Origin of the sequence: Chryseobacterium sp. CH21, from assembly GCF_004119445.1 — a bacterium.
Classification (GTDB): domain Bacteria; phylum Bacteroidota; class Bacteroidia; order Flavobacteriales; family Weeksellaceae; genus Chryseobacterium.
Genome location: NZ_QICI01000062.1, coordinates 167,085 through 183,462, shown reverse-complemented (window position 1 = coordinate 183,462; position 16,378 = coordinate 167,085). Strand labels below are relative to the sequence as shown.

17 protein-coding genes are annotated in these 16,378 nt (G+C 37.7%); 13 read left to right on the top strand and 4 right to left on the bottom strand.

All coding sequences use genetic code 11. The features are described from left to right. The first annotated feature begins 202 nt into the window (after positions 1-202). A complete protein-coding gene (mug, locus tag BOQ62_RS13690; RefSeq protein ID WP_129040312.1) occupies positions 203-706 on the top strand; it encodes a G/U mismatch-specific DNA glycosylase in 504 nt (167 codons plus the stop codon). A gap of 3 nt (positions 707-709) precedes the next feature. On the opposite strand, the gene BOQ62_RS13685 is transcribed toward mug, so the two are convergent. The 4 genes from BOQ62_RS13685 to BOQ62_RS13675 form a co-directional block, all read right to left on the bottom strand. Continuing rightward, complete coding sequence (locus BOQ62_RS13685; RefSeq protein WP_129040310.1) at positions 710-1,315, bottom strand: DNA-3-methyladenine glycosylase; 606 nt, start codon at positions 1,313-1,315, stop codon at positions 710-712. Between the two features lie 292 nt (positions 1,316-1,607). Then, entirely contained in the window at positions 1,608-2,654 is a 1,047-nt protein-coding gene (locus BOQ62_RS23890; protein ID WP_262708342.1) for an alpha/beta hydrolase family protein, read from the bottom strand. Next, positions 2,642-3,778: a DPP IV N-terminal domain-containing protein gene (locus BOQ62_RS23320; protein ID WP_262708341.1), complete on the bottom strand. Its 1,137-nt coding sequence runs from the start codon at positions 3,776-3,778 to the stop codon at positions 2,642-2,644. Before BOQ62_RS23320 ends, BOQ62_RS23890 begins: the two co-directional genes overlap by 13 nt. Positions 3,779-3,792: 14 nt before the next feature. Then, positions 3,793-5,187 carry an aminopeptidase P family protein gene (locus BOQ62_RS13675; protein WP_129040308.1) on the bottom strand — a complete coding sequence of 465 codons (1,395 nt, stop codon included), beginning with the start codon at positions 5,185-5,187 and terminating at the stop codon, positions 3,793-3,795. 184 nt (positions 5,188-5,371) lie between these two features. On the opposite strand from BOQ62_RS13675, the gene BOQ62_RS13670 reads away from it, so the two are divergent. From BOQ62_RS13670 to cysD, 12 genes are all read left to right on the top strand, one after another. Further along, the gene (locus BOQ62_RS13670) at positions 5,372-6,256 is read left to right on the top strand and encodes an AraC family transcriptional regulator (protein WP_228414107.1); all 885 of its coding nucleotides are present in this window, start codon (positions 5,372-5,374) and stop codon (positions 6,254-6,256) included. Between the two features lie 92 nt (positions 6,257-6,348). After that, positions 6,349-7,272 (top strand): dihydrodipicolinate synthase family protein, encoded by a 924-nt coding sequence (locus BOQ62_RS13665; RefSeq protein WP_129040306.1) that lies wholly within the window; start codon positions 6,349-6,351, stop codon positions 7,270-7,272. Beyond that, positions 7,272-8,234 (top strand): aldehyde dehydrogenase family protein, encoded by a 963-nt coding sequence (locus BOQ62_RS23315; protein WP_228414105.1) that lies wholly within the window; start codon positions 7,272-7,274, stop codon positions 8,232-8,234. Before BOQ62_RS13665 ends, BOQ62_RS23315 begins: the two co-directional genes overlap by 1 nt. Before the next feature lie 47 nt (positions 8,235-8,281). Beyond that, positions 8,282-8,758 (top strand): hypothetical protein, encoded by a 477-nt coding sequence (locus BOQ62_RS23310; RefSeq protein WP_228414103.1) that lies wholly within the window; start codon positions 8,282-8,284, stop codon positions 8,756-8,758. Next, entirely contained in the window at positions 8,755-9,753 is a 999-nt protein-coding gene (locus BOQ62_RS13655) for a 4-hydroxyproline epimerase (RefSeq protein WP_129040304.1), read from the top strand. The genes BOQ62_RS23310 and BOQ62_RS13655 overlap by 4 nt, the downstream gene beginning before the upstream one ends. A gap of 9 nt (positions 9,754-9,762) precedes the next feature. Then, positions 9,763-11,028, top strand: a complete 1,266-nt coding sequence (locus tag BOQ62_RS13650; RefSeq protein WP_129040302.1) for an NAD(P)/FAD-dependent oxidoreductase — start codon at positions 9,763-9,765, stop codon at positions 11,026-11,028. Positions 11,029-11,111: 83 nt separating this feature from the next. Further along, entirely contained in the window at positions 11,112-11,315 is a 204-nt protein-coding gene (locus tag BOQ62_RS13645) for a hypothetical protein (RefSeq protein WP_129040300.1), read from the top strand. After that, positions 11,312-13,255, top strand: a complete 1,944-nt coding sequence (locus BOQ62_RS13640) for a zinc-dependent metalloprotease (protein WP_164976749.1) — start codon at positions 11,312-11,314, stop codon at positions 13,253-13,255. Before BOQ62_RS13645 ends, BOQ62_RS13640 begins: the two co-directional genes overlap by 4 nt. Positions 13,256-13,506: 251 nt before the next feature. Continuing rightward, positions 13,507-14,001 (top strand): GNAT family N-acetyltransferase, encoded by a 495-nt coding sequence (locus BOQ62_RS13635; RefSeq protein ID WP_129040296.1) that lies wholly within the window; start codon positions 13,507-13,509, stop codon positions 13,999-14,001. Between the two features lie 165 nt (positions 14,002-14,166). Continuing rightward, complete coding sequence (locus BOQ62_RS13630; RefSeq protein WP_129040294.1) at positions 14,167-14,583, top strand: RrF2 family transcriptional regulator; 417 nt, start codon at positions 14,167-14,169, stop codon at positions 14,581-14,583. A gap of 83 nt (positions 14,584-14,666) precedes the next feature. After that, complete coding sequence (locus BOQ62_RS13625; RefSeq protein ID WP_129040292.1) at positions 14,667-15,380, top strand: phosphoadenylyl-sulfate reductase; 714 nt, start codon at positions 14,667-14,669, stop codon at positions 15,378-15,380. 12 nt (positions 15,381-15,392) lie between these two features. Continuing rightward, positions 15,393-16,301 (top strand): sulfate adenylyltransferase subunit CysD, encoded by a 909-nt coding sequence (gene cysD / locus BOQ62_RS13620; protein WP_129040290.1) that lies wholly within the window; start codon positions 15,393-15,395, stop codon positions 16,299-16,301. Positions 16,302-16,378: the final 77 nt, after the last annotated feature.

Genomic DNA, 16,378 nt, shown 5'->3' with positions numbered 1-16,378 from the left:
TAAGATAAAAGTGTTTCATCTGAAATTTCCCGTAAAACTTCCAAAATTCTTCCGTAATTTGCAATTAAGTTGTTCATTGTAAATGTTTTGTAGCAAAAAAAATTACTGGTTTTCAATCGAATGAACAACTTATTTTTTTGCATTCATAATGCACAACGGGTAAAGAATTAATCTTTTTATACAGGCCAATCTATCATATATTATGCTGACAGATATTATTTCAACACATCTCAATGTTATTTTTTGTGGAATCAATCCTGGTTTGAAATCATCCAATGACGGTCATCACTTTTCCGGAAGGAGCAACCGCTTTTGGAAAGTACTTCATCAGTCAGGCTTTACACCGTATGAAATAGAAGCCATAAATGATACTTCTCTTCTGGATTTCGGATATGGACTGACAACTGCTGTGGCTAGAGCAACTTCCCGTGCGGATGAGCTTTCGAAGGAAGAATTTGATGAATCTTTTGACAATTTTAAAGTAAAAATTAGAAAATACCAACCAAAATATATTGCTTTTCTTGGTAAAGCAGCGTATAAAGCGTTTTCTAAAAAGAAAGAAATTCTTTGGGGAGAACAGCCTGAGGATTTCTGTGGAGTAAAAGTCTGGGTTTTACCTAATACCAGTGGTTTGAACCGTGGCTTTTCTCTTGACGGTCTGGTTACCTACTATAAAGAGTTTTATGATTCCGTATATAAATCCTGATATTTATACTTTGTTGGGTTTGCTCACATATTTGTTTCCTTTCACAAAAAAACGCCACGGTAGAAGCGCATCTTCCTGTGCATAAGCAACCCCTATACGGGGTCCTGAAATAATCTCATCCGGTGTATACGAAATACCATGATCTTCAATCCAGATTTCATTTCCATTCAGATCTTTTTTGTTGAATGACCGATCTATTCCCAACGCTTTGGAAGCTGACCCCGGACCTGCGGAAATGGCAGGTTTTGAAACCGGCATATTTCTCCTTAATTCCATGATTTCTTTACCGATCAAAGGTTCAACAGCTCTTACCAGAACGGCATGTGGATCGTCCTTCAAAGAAGTCACTACATTGAAAAGGTGATGAATTCCATAGCATAAATACACATAGGAAATTCCACCTTGGCTGTACAGCGTTTCTGTACGGTCTGTACGTCTGCCTCCATACGCATGAGAAGCTTTATCTTGAACTCCAAAATAGGCTTCTGTTTCTACAATGATTCCGGCTGTTGTTTCACCATTGATTTCTATAAAAAGGACTTTTCCCAAAAGGTTCTGAGCCAGAAAAAGAACATCTTGATTGGAATAATAGGAGAGTGGTAGTTTCATGAATGATTTTAGAAATTATTCACTCAAATTTAGTGATAATCTTATAGAAATGGAAGCCTCAGGAAGCGAATTGGACAAAAGGTACCACAAAAAGTCACATTTCATAAATTAGTGAGTAATTTGGCACATCCATTGTTACTTTCTATATAACATCATTTTACACCACTATAAAAATTTATAGGTTTTGACACTTATTTTTCCCTGGAGCAATCCGGGGAATTTTTGTTTGATTTTAAAATGGTTTTAATAATTTAAAAATAAAAAGTCCCACATCATTGTGAGACTTTCATTATTATCTTGCTCCCGGAGGGCAGTGTTCTTTCAAATATTTTGTAAACATGGTGACCAGATGCAGTGACGTTCCTTCACCTTCATCAATAGCGTGAGTACGGTTAGGATAGGACATCAACTGAAACTGTTTGTTGTATTTTACCAATTCATTGATATATACTTCGGTATTTTGGTAATGCACATTATCATCACCTGTCCCGTGGACCAATAGAAGATTTCCTTTTAAATTTTTAGCATAAGCCAGTGGAGAACCATTGACAAAATCTTCTCTGTTTTCCTGTGGAAGTCCCATATAACGTTCCTGATAGATATTATCATAGAACAACTGATTGGCAACAGGAGCAATGGCAATACCAGTCTGGTAAATATCAGGATACTGCCCTAAAAGGTTAAGGGTAGAAGATCCACCTCCGCTCCAGCCCCATACAGCAACTCTTGAAGTATCTACATATGGCCATTTTGCAAATAAAGCTTTGGCTCCCATTGCCTGATCACGAATATTCAACTGTCCTATTTTACGATACACAGATTTTCTCCATTCACGTCCTCTTGGAGAAGGCGTTCCACGGTTTTCAAGAGAAACATATAAGTAGCCGTCTTCAGCCATATCTCCGGCATATAGCCAATTCCAGCCGGTATAAAAATCGTCTGTTACTGTTTGCATAGCCGGTTCCCCATAGACCGTAAAAACAATAGGATATTTTTTATTAGGATCGAAATTTTTAGGCTTTACCACCCATCCGTCCAGCGTAACTCCATCCTGTGTGGTAATCTGAAAGAATTCAGCTTTTGCTTTTGCAGGATCTGCCTTTGCAGACTTGTTGGCAGCAACCAATTCTTTATGTTCCGGAAGCGATATTACAGAACCCATTGATAATGAATTGACACTGCTATTCGTAAACATAGCGATCTTTCCATTAGGAGATATCGTATATTTATTAGAACCGGTATAGGATTCAGGAGTTACTTTTTGTGCTTTTCCTCCTTTCATACTCACTTTATACAGATATTTCTGAGTGGCATTATTCGGGGAAGCTAAAAAGTAGATTTGTTTGTTCTGAACATCAAAAACTCCGGTTGAATTACATCGAAAGCATCTTTCGTAATCAATGTTTCTTTCCCGTTCATATCTATTTTATAAATATGTCTCCATCCATCTTTTTCAGAAAGCCATAAGAATTCTTTTCCGTTTTCAATCCAGTCCCAGCCACTCGGATCATTGTCATTCCAGCGGGATTTTATATCAATCCATGCAGCATCAGTTTCCGTATGAATGGTCTTACTGTTCCCGGAATTGGCATCTGCTACGATAATTTTACTTTGATTCTGTTTTCTGTTCAATTGCTGCAGAATAACGGATTTAGAATCTGGTACCCATTCCATTCTTGGGATATAATTTTGCATTTCATCTCCTGCAATATCAGCTTTCTTTGAAGATTTAGAAGCAAGATCATAAAACCATATACTACATCCGGAAGGGTTTTCTCCTACTTTCGGATATTCTACCGGAATGGTAAAAGAATACAGACTGTGTGTATTATTGATCATCAGGAAATTTTTAGTACCACGGGCATCCAGCTTCCAATACGCTATTTTATTGCCATCCGGAGACCATCTGAAGCCATCCTGAGTTCCGAATTCTTCTTCGTAAACCCAGTCAAAAGTACCATTAATCATTCCGTCAGTACCATCTGCAGTGATTTTGGTAAGTTGATTGTTGGAAAGATCTTCAATATAAATATTATGCTTCGACACATAAGCTACTTTTTTACCGTCCGGGGAATACTTAGCAAACATCAGTGATGAAGCTGGCAAGCCTTTTCCAAGCTGGGTAAGTTTTTTGGTGTTTTTATCAAAAATCCAGTAATCTCCACGGGTATTGTCTCTCCATACTTTTTTGGTATTGGCAAAAAGCAATAAACTTTTATCATCAGGGGATATCTGAAAACTCTGTATCTGCAATGCTTCAGAGCTTCCGGCAGGGATCAGTTCACTGATGCTTAGAAGAGTCTGATCTTTTCCCGGATGCAGTACATCTACAATTTCAACTCCTTTTTTGGTAAATGAATAATAAGCATTGCCATCCGGAGTCCATTGTGTCTTTTGTGCCGCAAGGGGCGAGAGACACAGGACGTACAATGCAATAATCGTTAGTTTTTTTATTTTCTTCATAGGTATTATTTCAATTAAGCTAAATGTTCAGCTCTGTAATTTTCAATGTCTTCAACGGTTTTAATTAAACCATTTCCAAGGAGTCTGCAGCCGTCATCTGTGATCAGGAAATCATCTTCTACACGAATTCCTCCGAAGTTTCGGTATTCATTTACTTTATTATAATTAATAAAGTCTGCATTTTTATTTTCAGCCTGCCACATGTCAATCAAATCAGGAATCATGTAAATACCAGGTTCAACCGTTACCACAAACCCGGATTCCAGTTCTTTTCCTAAACGTAAAGATTTCAGTCCGAATGTTTTGGTATCTTTTGGTTCCTGTTCAGTATACCCAACATATTGTTCTCCAAGGTCTTCCATGTCGTGTACATCAAGCCCCATCATATGCCCCAGTCCACACTGGAAAAATAGGGTATGAGCATGATTCTTTACAGCATCTTCAGGATTTCCTTTCATCAATCCAAGATCAATAAGACCTTCTACCAGATGCCGGGCTGCTTTTAAGTGAATATCTTTGAATCGAATTCCGGGTTTCAGAAGACTTTGAGCAATATTAAAAGTATTTAAAACAACTTCATACATTTCCTTTTGTTTGGTAGTAAAAGTTTTGCTTACAGGAAATGTTCTGGTAAGATCTCCGGCATATCCCATCGCAGTTTCCGCTCCGGAATCATTCAAAAACAAATCTCCTTCTTTCATGGTATTGAGACGGTAATGATTATGAAGAATTCCCCCATTTATCGTTACGATTGGAGGATAAGACATCTGGCATTCTTTATCGGCCGCAAGATGCTGGATTGCATTGGCAATTTCATATTCTTTCATCCCCGGTTTCGCTGCAAGCATTGCCAACAGATGCATTTCATTGGAAACCTCCACGGCCTGTTCTATCTGAACGATTTCCTGATGTTCTTTAATGGAACGCTGTTTTACAATAGCTTTGATCATTTCCACTGAAGGCTGTAAATCTGCAATTTTAATCCCAAGAAGATCCGCTAGTAAAATTTTATTGGAAGACTGATAAGGAGGAAGATAATGCACTTTTCTACCCGAAGCCAGTGCTTTTGCAACATATTGAGAAAGTTCCGCATAAGGAAGCGTTTCCTGTACACCAGATTTCAGACTTTTCTCTTTCAAGGTTTCCTGCCTGCCCATCCATACAATATCATCGATACTCAATTCATCTCCGAAAACAATCGTCTTATTTTCATCAATATCAATAATGGCTGCAATACGGGGTTCCTGAACTCCGAAATAGTATAGAAAGGTACTGTCCTGACGGAAATAATAAGGATTATGCTCAAAATTTACTGGATTTTCAATATTTCCCAGAAATAATAAAATTCCGCTGGAAACATTTCCTTGTAATACTGCTCTTCGGTCTTGATAGGTTTGTGCTGAAAACATATATTATGAATACTTTTTATTTTAAAAGTTTAAAGTTACGATTTTGTACTATTTATAGTACTTTATTCATTAAAAATAAGAATAAGTAAAGTTTGGATTTTAATATGATATTTAATGTTCATATTTTGTTTAACTTCAGCAATATTTTAACCTTGAAAATCTAATAACTTCGTAAATCATTAATATGATGAAGAGTCTCCAGTTTTCTGTTCCTGCCGATACCAACAAAAGTATCCGCATTCAGGAAGATATAATGCCTAATTTTTATCCTTATTTCCATCGCCATACAGAAACACAGATCATGTGGATTCTTAAAGGGCATGGAACACTGGCTATAGAACAGAATCTCTTTAATTTTGAGGCTGGTGATATTTTTTATCTGGGAGCCAATCAGTCCCATGTTTTCAGAGGCAATTTTGAAAAAAACGAAAAGCAGAAAGTTCATGCCATCTCAATTTTCTTTGATCCTCATAAAAAGATCGCAGCATTTTTCGACTTACCTGAATTTGAGGAGCTTAAAAACTTTATCAATCATTCAGAAGTAGGTTTTCAGGTAGCAGCCAAGCTTAAAAAAAGTATCGCAGAAGATATTGCTGCACTGCAAAAAACAAAAGGAGTAGATCAGATTATTGATTTTATAAAAATTTTAAATCATCTTATGCAAAACAGACATTTGCATATTCCGCTATCTTCAGAAAAGAATTTACCTAATCCTATTTCTGATACGGATCAAAGAATTATAGATGCCCAGAATTTTATTAAGAAAAATTTCGCACAAAGTAAACTGACCCTCGATCTTATTGCTAAAGAAGCCTGTATGACACCTCAGGCTTTTTGCCGGTCTTTTAAAAAACGTACCCGCATTACGTATATTGAATACCTCAATGAACTTCGGGTACAGCGAGCCTGCAGGCTATTGACCGCCAGCAAAATGTACAGTATTTCTTCGGTTGCTTTTAATAGTGGCTTCAATAGCCTTACCAATTTTAACCGGGTTTTCAAATCCATTATGAAATATTCACCTAAAGAATACCTGAAACATTACAAAGAGGCTACCATAGAGCAATAAAAAGCAAGGTGTTAAAATACGGTTAAAACCTATTAAAATATTAACATTTACCGTTTTGAAATTCTGCTAGTTTTGGATAAATATTATTTGATATGAGTACAAAACTAAACTGGGAAGGTATTTATCCCGCTGTATTAACGCCTTTTACCAAAGAAGGCGAGATAGACTTTGAAATGTTTGCTATCAATACAGAAGCCCAGATTAAAGCAGGCGTTCACGGGATTATTCTTGCGGGAACATTAGGAGAAGCCAGTGCTTTAGAAACAGAGGAAAAATTTGAACTGCTGAAATATGCAAAAAAAATAACACAGGGTAGAATTCCTGTCATTCTCAATCTTTCTGAAAATACTACCCGAAATGCAGTCAACTTTGCCGAAAAAGCAAAAGAATTTGGGGCAGATGGACTGATGCTTCTTCCACCAATGCGTTACAAAGCCGATAACCATGAAGTTGTGGAGTATTTTAAAGCAGTGGCCTCCGCTACAGAACTTCCTATTCTTATCTATAACAATCCCGTAGATTATGGAATTTATGTTACCCTTGAAATGTTTGAGGAGCTTATTGAATATCCAACCATTCAGGCGGTAAAAGAATCGACAAGAGATCTGGCGAATGTAACCAGAATGATTAATCGTTTCGGGAAAAGGATCAAAATTCTTGGAGGGGTAGATACCATTTGTCTGGAAACCCTGATGCTTGGAGCAGACGGTCTTGTGGCAGGTCTTGTAGATGCTTTCCCTAATGAAACCATGACGATGTACAACCATGTGAAAGCCAATGAATATGATAAAGCTGTAGCAATCTACAGATGGTTTATGCCATTGCTGGAGCTGGATATTCACCCTAAACTTATCCAGTATATTAAACTGGCTGCAACAGCAGAAGGGATAAGCAATCCGTATGTAAGAGCTCCACGTCTTGAACTTCATGGCAAAGAAGCTGAAAAAATTCAAAAAATTATTGAAGAAGGCAGAGCTAATCGTCCCGTCTTATTAATTCCAGAACAGCAAATATAATGGAAGAAGCATCAACACAAAATATTGATAGAAGAATTGAAATGGCTGCTGAAGCCTTTCAGTTTCTTAAGAATACAACGATTCATGATCGGGCGGAATTTATGAATGCTGTTGCAGATCAAATTGAAGCTTTGGGAGAAGAACTTTTGACAGTGGCTCATGCGGAAACGTCATTGCCTTTAGCCAGACTTACTGGTGAAAAGGCCAGAACTGTAGGCCAGTGGAGAAGCTATGCAAAAGCTGTTGCTTCCGGGATATATACAGAAGCCAGACTCGATCTTGCTCAGCCTGAAAAACAAAAAGGAGATCTTAGAAAATATAATGTAGGTATCGGACCTGTTGTCATTTTCGGAGCCAGTAATTTTCCTTTTGCCTTTTCTACTGCAGGAGGAGATACTGCCAGTGCTATTGGGGCAGGCTGTCCTGTCATTATAAAAGCACATCCTGCACATCCTCAGACTTCACAAATGATGGCCGATGCTATAACTGCCGTTGTTAAAGCCTTTGAATGGCCTGAAGGGGTTTTTAGCCATATTACCGGAACCTCTTATGAAATTGGGGCTTATTTGACTCAGCATCCGGATATCCGCGCTGTGGCCTTTACCGGATCTTTCAATGGAGGAAAAGCTTTGTTTGACATAGCCAACCGTCGTAAAGATCCAATTCCGGTATTTGCAGAAATGGGAAGTATCAATCCTGTATTTGCCTTTCAAAAATTGCTTGAAAACAAAGCTGAAACATTGGCCAAAGAATATATTGCTTCTTTAACCTTAGGAGTTGGACAATTTTGTACCAATCCGGGAGTTTTTATTTCTTTGAAAGGGAAACCGCTTGACCGTTTTATTAATGCATTAAAAGAGGAAATTCAAAACGTGGTCCCCGCTAAAATGCTTCACAAAGGGATATTGGAAAGTTTCGAAAAAATAAAAATATTGCAACAGAACAGACAAATGTTGAAATAATTGCGTCATCAAATACACAAGCAGAAAATGATCAGAGAAGTGCTTCAGTGATAAAGACAAATGCCGAAACCTTCTTGAATAATCCTGTATTGAATGAAGAAGTTTTTGGCCCGTTTGGTATTGTTGTAGCGTGTGAAACTGATGAAGAACTCATCAAGATTACCCAACAGTTAAAAGGACAGTTAACCATTACTATTGCCGCTACCCATGAAGATGTACGGGATAATACAATACTGATCAATATTCTGAAAGATAAATGCGGAAGATTATTATTCAACGGAATGCCTACAGGAGTAGAAGTTGTGTATGCGATGCAGCATGGCGGGCCATTTCCCTCTACTACTGATTCCCGTTTTACTTCCGTAGGACCAGATGCTGTAAAGCGTTTTGTACGCCCCATTTCTTTCCAAAACTGGCCGGATGAATTTTTACCGGAGGAGCTAAAGAATGACAATCCATTACAAATCAGTAGAATAGTGGATGGAGCAATGAATTTAGAATCTTTAAAATTACAGACAACATGAACAGAACATTTTTTTGTATAGATTCTCACACCTGTGGCTGTCCTGTACGTCTTGTTGCAGGAGGCGCACCTATTTTAAAAGGAAATTCCATGATGGAGCGCCGACTTCACTTCATGAAAGAATACGACTGGATAAGAAAAGGACTAATGTTTGAACCTCGTGGTCATGATATGATGAGCGGAAGTATGCTGTATCCTCCTGTAGATGAAAATAATGATATCGGAGTTCTGTATATTGAAACCAGCGGCTGCCTTCCTATGTGCGGACACGGAACTATCGGAACGGTTACCATTGCCATTGAAGAAGGTCTTGTGGCACCTAAAATTCCGGGAAAATTACGTCTTGAAACACCTGCAGGACTTATTCTCATCGATTATATACAGGAAGGAAAAAAAGTAAAGTCTGTAAAACTGACGAATGTAAAATCTTTTCTATATGCTGAAAACCTTGAGGTTGAATGTCCGGATCTTGGCTTAATAAGTGCTGACGTAGCTTATGGCGGAAACTTTTATGCCATTATCGATCCTCAGGAAAATTTCAGAGATATCTCTGATTTTACGGCCAGTCAGCTCATCCATTATGGAAAGATTATCCGAAAATTACTCAATGAAAAATATGAATTCATTCATCCTGAAATTGAACATATTACCGGATTAAGTCATATTCAATGGACGGGTAACCCTACAGATCCTAAAGCGAGTGGAAGAAATGCAGTGTTAGTAGGAGAAAATGCTCTGGATCGTTCTCCATGCGGCACAGGAACTTCTGCAAGAATGGCTCAATGGTATGCTAAAGGAAAATTAAAAGAAGGGGAAGAATTTATTCATGAAAGCTATATCGGTTCTCAGTTTATCGGGAGAATTGAAGGAACCAGTACTGTTGATGGAAGACCAGCCATTATTCCGTCAGTAGAAGGCTGGGCCAGAATTACCGGATATAATCATATTATTATTGATGATGAAGATCCTTATTGGCAGGGTTTTCAGGTGATGTAAACAACTAAAATGACACAGAATAAAGGAAAAGCACTGATTATCGGTGCAGGAATAGCAGGATTAAGCTCAGCATATTACCTTCTACAGAAAGGGTGGCAGGTGGAGGTTCTGGAACAGAATGATCTTACCAACAACTGCTCTTATGGGAATGCAGGAATGATTGTACCCAGTCATTTTACCCCATTGGCCGCACCGGGAGTCGTTGCTCAGGGAATACGCTGGATGTTTGACAGTAAAAGTCCATTCTATGTAAAGCCTTCACTCAATTCCAGGCTGTTTTCCTGGGGATTGAAGTTTTTGAAACATTCCAACCAGAAACATGTTGATTATTCTGCATCCGCAATCCGCAATCTTAATCTTGCAAGCAGCAAATTGTATGATGAAATTGCCCAAAAAGATGAATTTGATTTTGAACTTAATCAAAATGGTATTCTAATGCTCTATAAAACAGAAAAAGTAGCAGAAGAAGAGACGGAACTGGCTTACAAAGCCATCAACATGGGATTATCAGTTGACATTCTGGATAAAAAAGAAATTCAGAAACTTGAACCTAATGTCCAGTTGGACGTTATCGGTGGGATCAATTATAAATGTGACGGTCATATGAATCCCATGAAACTAATGAAACAAATGATCTCTTATCTTAAAAATAAAGGTGTCATTTTCCATACTCATCATAAAGTAACAGAATTTGAAATTTTTGGCAAGAATATAAAATCAGTTGTTGCCAATGGTAAGGAATTTACTGCAGACCAATTTATCATGACTGGAGGTTCATTCTTGCCTGAGCTTGCTCAGAAAGCAGGTATTAAAATTCAATTAATGCCCGGGAAAGGCTATTCGTTGATGCACCAACTGGAAGATCCGCTTACTACATTAGAGCATGCCGCTTTATTACTTGAAGCTAGAGTAGCAGTGACTCCAATGAACGGACAGATCCGTTTCGGCGGAACTATGGAGCTAGCTTCCCATCAGGATAAAATTAATAAGAAAAGAGTAGAAGGAATTATTCAATCCATTCCTCAATATTTACCTGATTTCCATGTTGAAATCCCAAAAGAATCTGAAATCTGGTTTGGGTACAGACCTTGTGCTCCGGACGGACTTCCTTATCTGGGACAGTCTTCCAAACTCAAAAATCTGATTATTGCAGGCGGCGGCGGAATGATGGGACTAAGTTTAGGACCCATTTTTGGAAAAACAGTTTCAGAACTTGCCAATGAAGAAAAGCCAACGGTTGACATACAGATATTCAACCCTGAAAGATTTAGTTAAAAAAACATCACATAAAAACACAAAATTATGCCTAAAACAATTTGATTATTTAAATAATTTATTAACAACCAAATCCAAAATTTATGAAAAAATTTAAATTACTACTACTTGTTTCCCTATTTCCAATAATAGGTTTTGCACAAGAAAAAAGACCTCATGAGTGTAAAGCTGATGAAATGATGAAACAACATTTTAAACTGCATCCTGAATCAAAGGCTGAATATGAAAATTTTGAGAAATATACTCAAGATTTCGTAAAAAAATGGGATCAAACAAAAATTCATTGAATAGGTCAATCAACAATCCAACCTACATTATCCCTTTGGTTTTCCATGTGTATGGAGAATCTCAAAGTAATGTAAAAGTAAATTACCAAAAAGTAGTCGACTTACTGGAACAAATCAACTTAAATTTCAATGGAATTAACACTGATTCAAACACAGTAGATCCTGACTTCCAATCTATCAGAGCAGCGTTAAGCATTGAATTTCGCTTAGCTAAAATTGACCCCACCGGAAAAGCAACAAGTGGAGTGGTATTTCACCCTTTCAAAGGCGGATATGGCAATGGAGGCGGATACGATGCACAAATTGGTGCAGATGCCTGGGATAATGCAAAGTATATGAATGTGTATATCCAAAATGACCTATACGCTGATAAGGATTTATATCAATCAGGAGTTGCCTGGTATCCGGATTCATACATGACTTCAATAAATACAGCCAGAGTTGTGTATAATGGACGTTATATATTCAATGCTGCAGGAACAGTGGCTTCAAACGAGTTTTCTGATACATTCACTCACGAATTTGGGCATTGGTTGAATCTTCAACACACGTTCAATGTTCTTTGTTCAACTGCTAACCCTGGTAATGATGGTGACGGAGTTGCTGACACCCCTGTAGAAAATAATTCTTCCGGATTAGGATGTACAGCTGGCAATAATTGCCTCGGACAAAAAGTAAACGTTGAAAACTATATGGGATACAACGGTTCTGCCGGATGTTATAAAATGTTTACCACTGGACAGATTAACAGAATGATAGCTGCATTAAATCATCCTTCGCGAATAAATTTATGGCAGCCTGCCAACTTAGCTGCTACCGGAGTTGCTAATACTCCACCCAGGCTAACCCTTAGCAACAGTACATTTACAGAGAACTTGGACAATAATGGCAGGGTGTCATTAGATGGAACAGTAGCCTCTGCTCCTACATCAACAATTACATTAAATTCAGCAACATTTGCCGTACCAAATGGAACAACTCTTACTGCAGGAACACATTTCACGTCTTCATTATCAGCAGGACTGACAACAACTATAGTAGTTACAAGCCCAACAACTGCTACACTTACCATAAATGGAGCTGCAACCAGTCACCCTAAAAGCCAGGTCCTGAATTCATCAATTACATTCCTGAATCCGGCTATAACAGGAGGCACAACTTCACTGGGATCAACGACAGCTTTGGCATTAACTTTTTCTTATAAAGATCCTTATAAAATAGTTACTGGAACTCCTCTGGAAAGTTATGCCAACCCAACACCAACAACCGTAACAACCAATTCCGGAGCTCCTTGGAAATATTTTATCATTAACCCGGAACTTAGTGATGATGCAGGATATGGCGCTTGGTATTATGCTGCCAATCAATTAAAACTGGAAACCTACTGGAAAGGATTAGTATGCGAAACAGGAACACGAAATATCAGTTTAATTCCGGCTTGTACCACCATAACCAATGCAAATAATATAGGCTATCCTACTGGTACTCCCGGACAACTTGATGTGTACACTCCTACATATACTACCTGGTCTGGCAAAACCGCCTATGTTGGTTTTAGAAACCAATTTGAAGGTTACAACATTAACGGTTATTTCAAACTGACTGTAGGGGCAAATGGTTCAAATTATTCTGTAACTGCGTTTGCATATAATACACAACCATATGGCAGTATTACAACACCTTGTACGCTATTATCCACTACAGACATTGACACAACAAACACAGAAACTTCTATCTATCCAAATCCGGTTTCTGATGTATTGACTATTAAAACAAAAGGTGAAATTAAATCAATTTCTATTTACAACATGTTTGGAAGAAAAATGAATGCTAAAATTATTGGTGATAAGGTGGATGTTAAAAACTTCCTAAGCGGAACTTATTTAATTGATATTGAAACTTCTTTAGGGAAATCTTCTCAGAAATTCATTAAAAAATAGGATCAAACGGCATATTGCTACAATATGATTGTTAGTAAAAGGTTTTATTATAACTGTCTGTATTTTTGAGACGGTACAGAATTAAGATGGGCTCATTGAGCTCATCTTCTTTTATTTCACCTTCCTATTTCCAGCAATGATGGGCTTAATTTTAAGCCCATTTTTAATATTAAATGAATATTCAATAATCATTTCAGATTTATTTACCTAATTTTATTCGTTTATTAAACATTTACATTCTATTTATTTCTATGAAATATAAAAATGACACGATCATTATTCGTGAATTTACGCCCGAAGAATTTCCTTTATTCTCTACTCTTTTTGAAAATGAGAATGTAACCCGGTATCTGCCTTACAAAACTCCGGAAGAATACAGAGAAATGTTTGATAAAGCATTGGCAGACTACCAAGAAAGCCCATTCAGCAGATGGGGAATATTCAACACCCAAACTGATGATTTTGTAGGAATGTGCCTTGCCAGAGTATTTTTGGACAATCCGGAACAGGTAGAAATAGGGTATACCTTAGGAGAAAATTACTGGGGAAAAGGGCTCGGAACAGAAGTATGTAAAGCACTTGTTGACTATTGCTATTCATTACATCCTAAAAAGGACATTGTTGCAGTAACCGATCTTGATAATATCGGATCTCAAAAAGTACTTCTGAAAAGTGGCTTCAACAGAATTGAAAATCTTGCACGAGAAGACAGAGAACTGGCTTACTTTATACTACAAAAGGAGTAAACTTGTCGCTCATATTACAAACGGAGGACTTAGAATTCCCCTCCTGTGGAGGGGTGGCAAAAATTCAAAGAATTTTTGACGGGGTGGTTCGCACACATCTACTTCAGGCTCATTCATTATAAAACATTTCATTTATCAGATAATTTATCATAACTTGCAGAGATTATGATGTCGAAACGTTGCAAATATGCGCTTAAAGCAATGGTCAGATTAGCAAGGAATTATAACCAGGGCTTTCTGCCAACTTCCGTTATTGCACAGGACGAAAACATCCCCAAGAAATTTCTGGAACAAATTCTCCTCGAACTTAAAAGAGCCAAACTTGTCAACAGCAAGCAGGGTAAAGTAGGAGGGTATTACCTTCTAAAATCACCTGATGAGGTCTCATTAGCAGACATTTACCGCATTTTCGATGGTCCTATTGCACTTACCCCATGCGTATCTTTAAACTTTTATGAAGCTTGTGATGATTGTGTGGATGAAGCTGTTTGTTATCTTAGAAAAGAATTAATGATTGTTCGTGAAAAGACCAGAACGAGCATGATGGAAGCCACTCTTACTAAGTTTATTAACAAGGAATAAAAAAAATTTTATTTAAATTCTACTATTTTGATAGGAGTTATAGAATTTTGTATATATTTGCAAGACTTAAATCTCAATTCAAAATGAATAACAGTCTGAAAAATGAATACGAAAATCTTGTAAAAGAGGCTAATGAAGCTTCTTTTCAAACAGATGGACTGCAAATACTGACTGAAAAATTTCCGGATAAAGTGATCTTTTCAACGAGTTTCAGTTACGAAGATCAGGTCATCACTCATCTGATAAAAGATTTAAATATTGAAATATTCACCCTGGATACGGGAAGACTTTTTGAACAAACTTATGAAACATGGACTTCCACAAAGGCTTTCTTTAAAAAGAACATCAAAGCCTATTATCCGGATATGGAAGAACTCAGAGAATTTGTCACAGAAAATGGTCCTGATTCCTTCTATCAATCCGTAGAAAAAAGGAAAGCATGCTGTACCATTCGAAAGGTTCATCCACTAAGAAAAGCACTGGAAGGCTATGAAGTATGGATCACCGGTCTGAGATCCGAGCATTCTCCCAACAGGCAAAATATGCCCCAGCTGGAATGGGATCCGGATAATAAGATCATAAAATTCCATCCCATCCTTCACTGGACGACAGAACAGGTGACAGCCTATGTAAAGGATCATCATTTGCCTTACAATCATCTTCATAAAAAAGGATTTGTGAGCATAGGATGTGAGCCCTGTACCAGAGCGATCAAAGAAGGAGAAGATTTCAGAGCAGGCCGTTGGTGGTGGGAAGATGCCAACAAAAAAGAATGCGGTCTGCATATTCATCAATAAAAAAAGAAAAAAATGTCAATACATCAGTTAAACTATTTAGATCAGTTAGAAGCCGAATCTATTTATATATTAAGAGAAGTAGCAGGTCAGTTTGAACGTCCGGCCTTACTATTCAGTGGCGGAAAAGACAGTATTGTACTGGCTCATCTGGCCAGAAAAGCATTCTTTCATGGGAAGATCCCGTTTACATTTGTTCATGTAGATACGGGACACAACTTTCAGGAAGTATTGGATTTCCGTGATCAGCTGGTAAAGCAGTTGGATGTGAATCTGGTAGTCAGAAAAGTAGAAGATACGATAAAAAGTAAAAAACTGACTGAGGCTAAAGGTAAATTCCCGAGCAGAAACTGGCTGCAAACCTACACGCTACTTGATACCATTGAAGAATTTGAATTTGATGCCTGCATCGGAGGCGCCAGAAGAGATGAAGAAAAAGCAAGAGCAAAAGAAAGAATCTTCTCCGTTCGTGATGAATTCGGACAGTGGGATCCTAAATTGCAACGTCCTGAACTTTGGAATATCTTCAACGGAAAGATTCACAAAGGAGAAAATGTAAGAGTTTTCCCTATCAGCAACTGGACAGAGCTTGACATCTGGAATTATATCCGAAGAAAAAAAATTGCACTTCCTTCCATCTATTTTTCGCATGAAAGAGAAGTGATCGACTTCAACGGTCAATGGCTGGCCAATTCTTCCCATGTTGTGTTAGAACCTGAAGATATCATCACTACCAAGAAAATCCGTTACCGTACCGTAGGAGACATGACCTGTACTGCAGCTGTAGAGTCTAATGCGGTAACAATAGATGCTGTCATTGAAGAAATAGTAGCCACCAGAATTTCAGAACGTGGCGAAACCAGAATAGACGACAGGGTAACAGAAGCCGCCATGGAAGACCGAAAAAAAGGAGGCTACTTTTAATCAATGATAAAAGATAATTGATCAATGATTACACAAAGTATTTCATCAATTATCATTCATAATTTATCACTTATCAT

Excerpts from the sequence above, each read along its gene's own strand:
- mug (WP_129040312.1), top strand. The coding sequence starts at position 203 with ATGCTGACAGATATTATTTCAACACATCTCAATGTTATTTTTTGTGGA.
- BOQ62_RS13685 (WP_129040310.1), bottom strand. The coding sequence starts at position 1,315 with ATGAAACTACCACTCTCCTATTATTCCAATCAAGATGTTCTTTTTCTG.
- BOQ62_RS23320 (WP_262708341.1), bottom strand. The coding sequence starts at position 3,778 with ATGAAGAAAATAAAAAAACTAACGATTATTGCATTGTACGTCCTGTGT.
- BOQ62_RS13675 (WP_129040308.1), bottom strand. The coding sequence starts at position 5,187 with ATGTTTTCAGCACAAACCTATCAAGACCGAAGAGCAGTATTACAAGGA.
- BOQ62_RS13670 (WP_228414107.1), top strand. The coding sequence starts at position 5,372 with ATGATGAAGAGTCTCCAGTTTTCTGTTCCTGCCGATACCAACAAAAGT.
- BOQ62_RS13665 (WP_129040306.1), top strand. The coding sequence starts at position 6,349 with ATGAGTACAAAACTAAACTGGGAAGGTATTTATCCCGCTGTATTAACG.
- BOQ62_RS23315 (WP_228414105.1), top strand. The coding sequence starts at position 7,272 with ATGGAAGAAGCATCAACACAAAATATTGATAGAAGAATTGAAATGGCT.
- BOQ62_RS13655 (WP_129040304.1), top strand. The coding sequence starts at position 8,755 with ATGAACAGAACATTTTTTTGTATAGATTCTCACACCTGTGGCTGTCCT.
- BOQ62_RS13650 (WP_129040302.1), top strand. The coding sequence starts at position 9,763 with ATGACACAGAATAAAGGAAAAGCACTGATTATCGGTGCAGGAATAGCA.
- BOQ62_RS13645 (WP_129040300.1), top strand. The coding sequence starts at position 11,112 with ATGAAAAAATTTAAATTACTACTACTTGTTTCCCTATTTCCAATAATA.
- BOQ62_RS13635 (WP_129040296.1), top strand. The coding sequence starts at position 13,507 with ATGAAATATAAAAATGACACGATCATTATTCGTGAATTTACGCCCGAA.
- BOQ62_RS13630 (WP_129040294.1), top strand. The coding sequence starts at position 14,167 with ATGATGTCGAAACGTTGCAAATATGCGCTTAAAGCAATGGTCAGATTA.
- BOQ62_RS13625 (WP_129040292.1), top strand. The coding sequence starts at position 14,667 with ATGAATAACAGTCTGAAAAATGAATACGAAAATCTTGTAAAAGAGGCT.
- cysD (WP_129040290.1), top strand. The coding sequence starts at position 15,393 with ATGTCAATACATCAGTTAAACTATTTAGATCAGTTAGAAGCCGAATCT.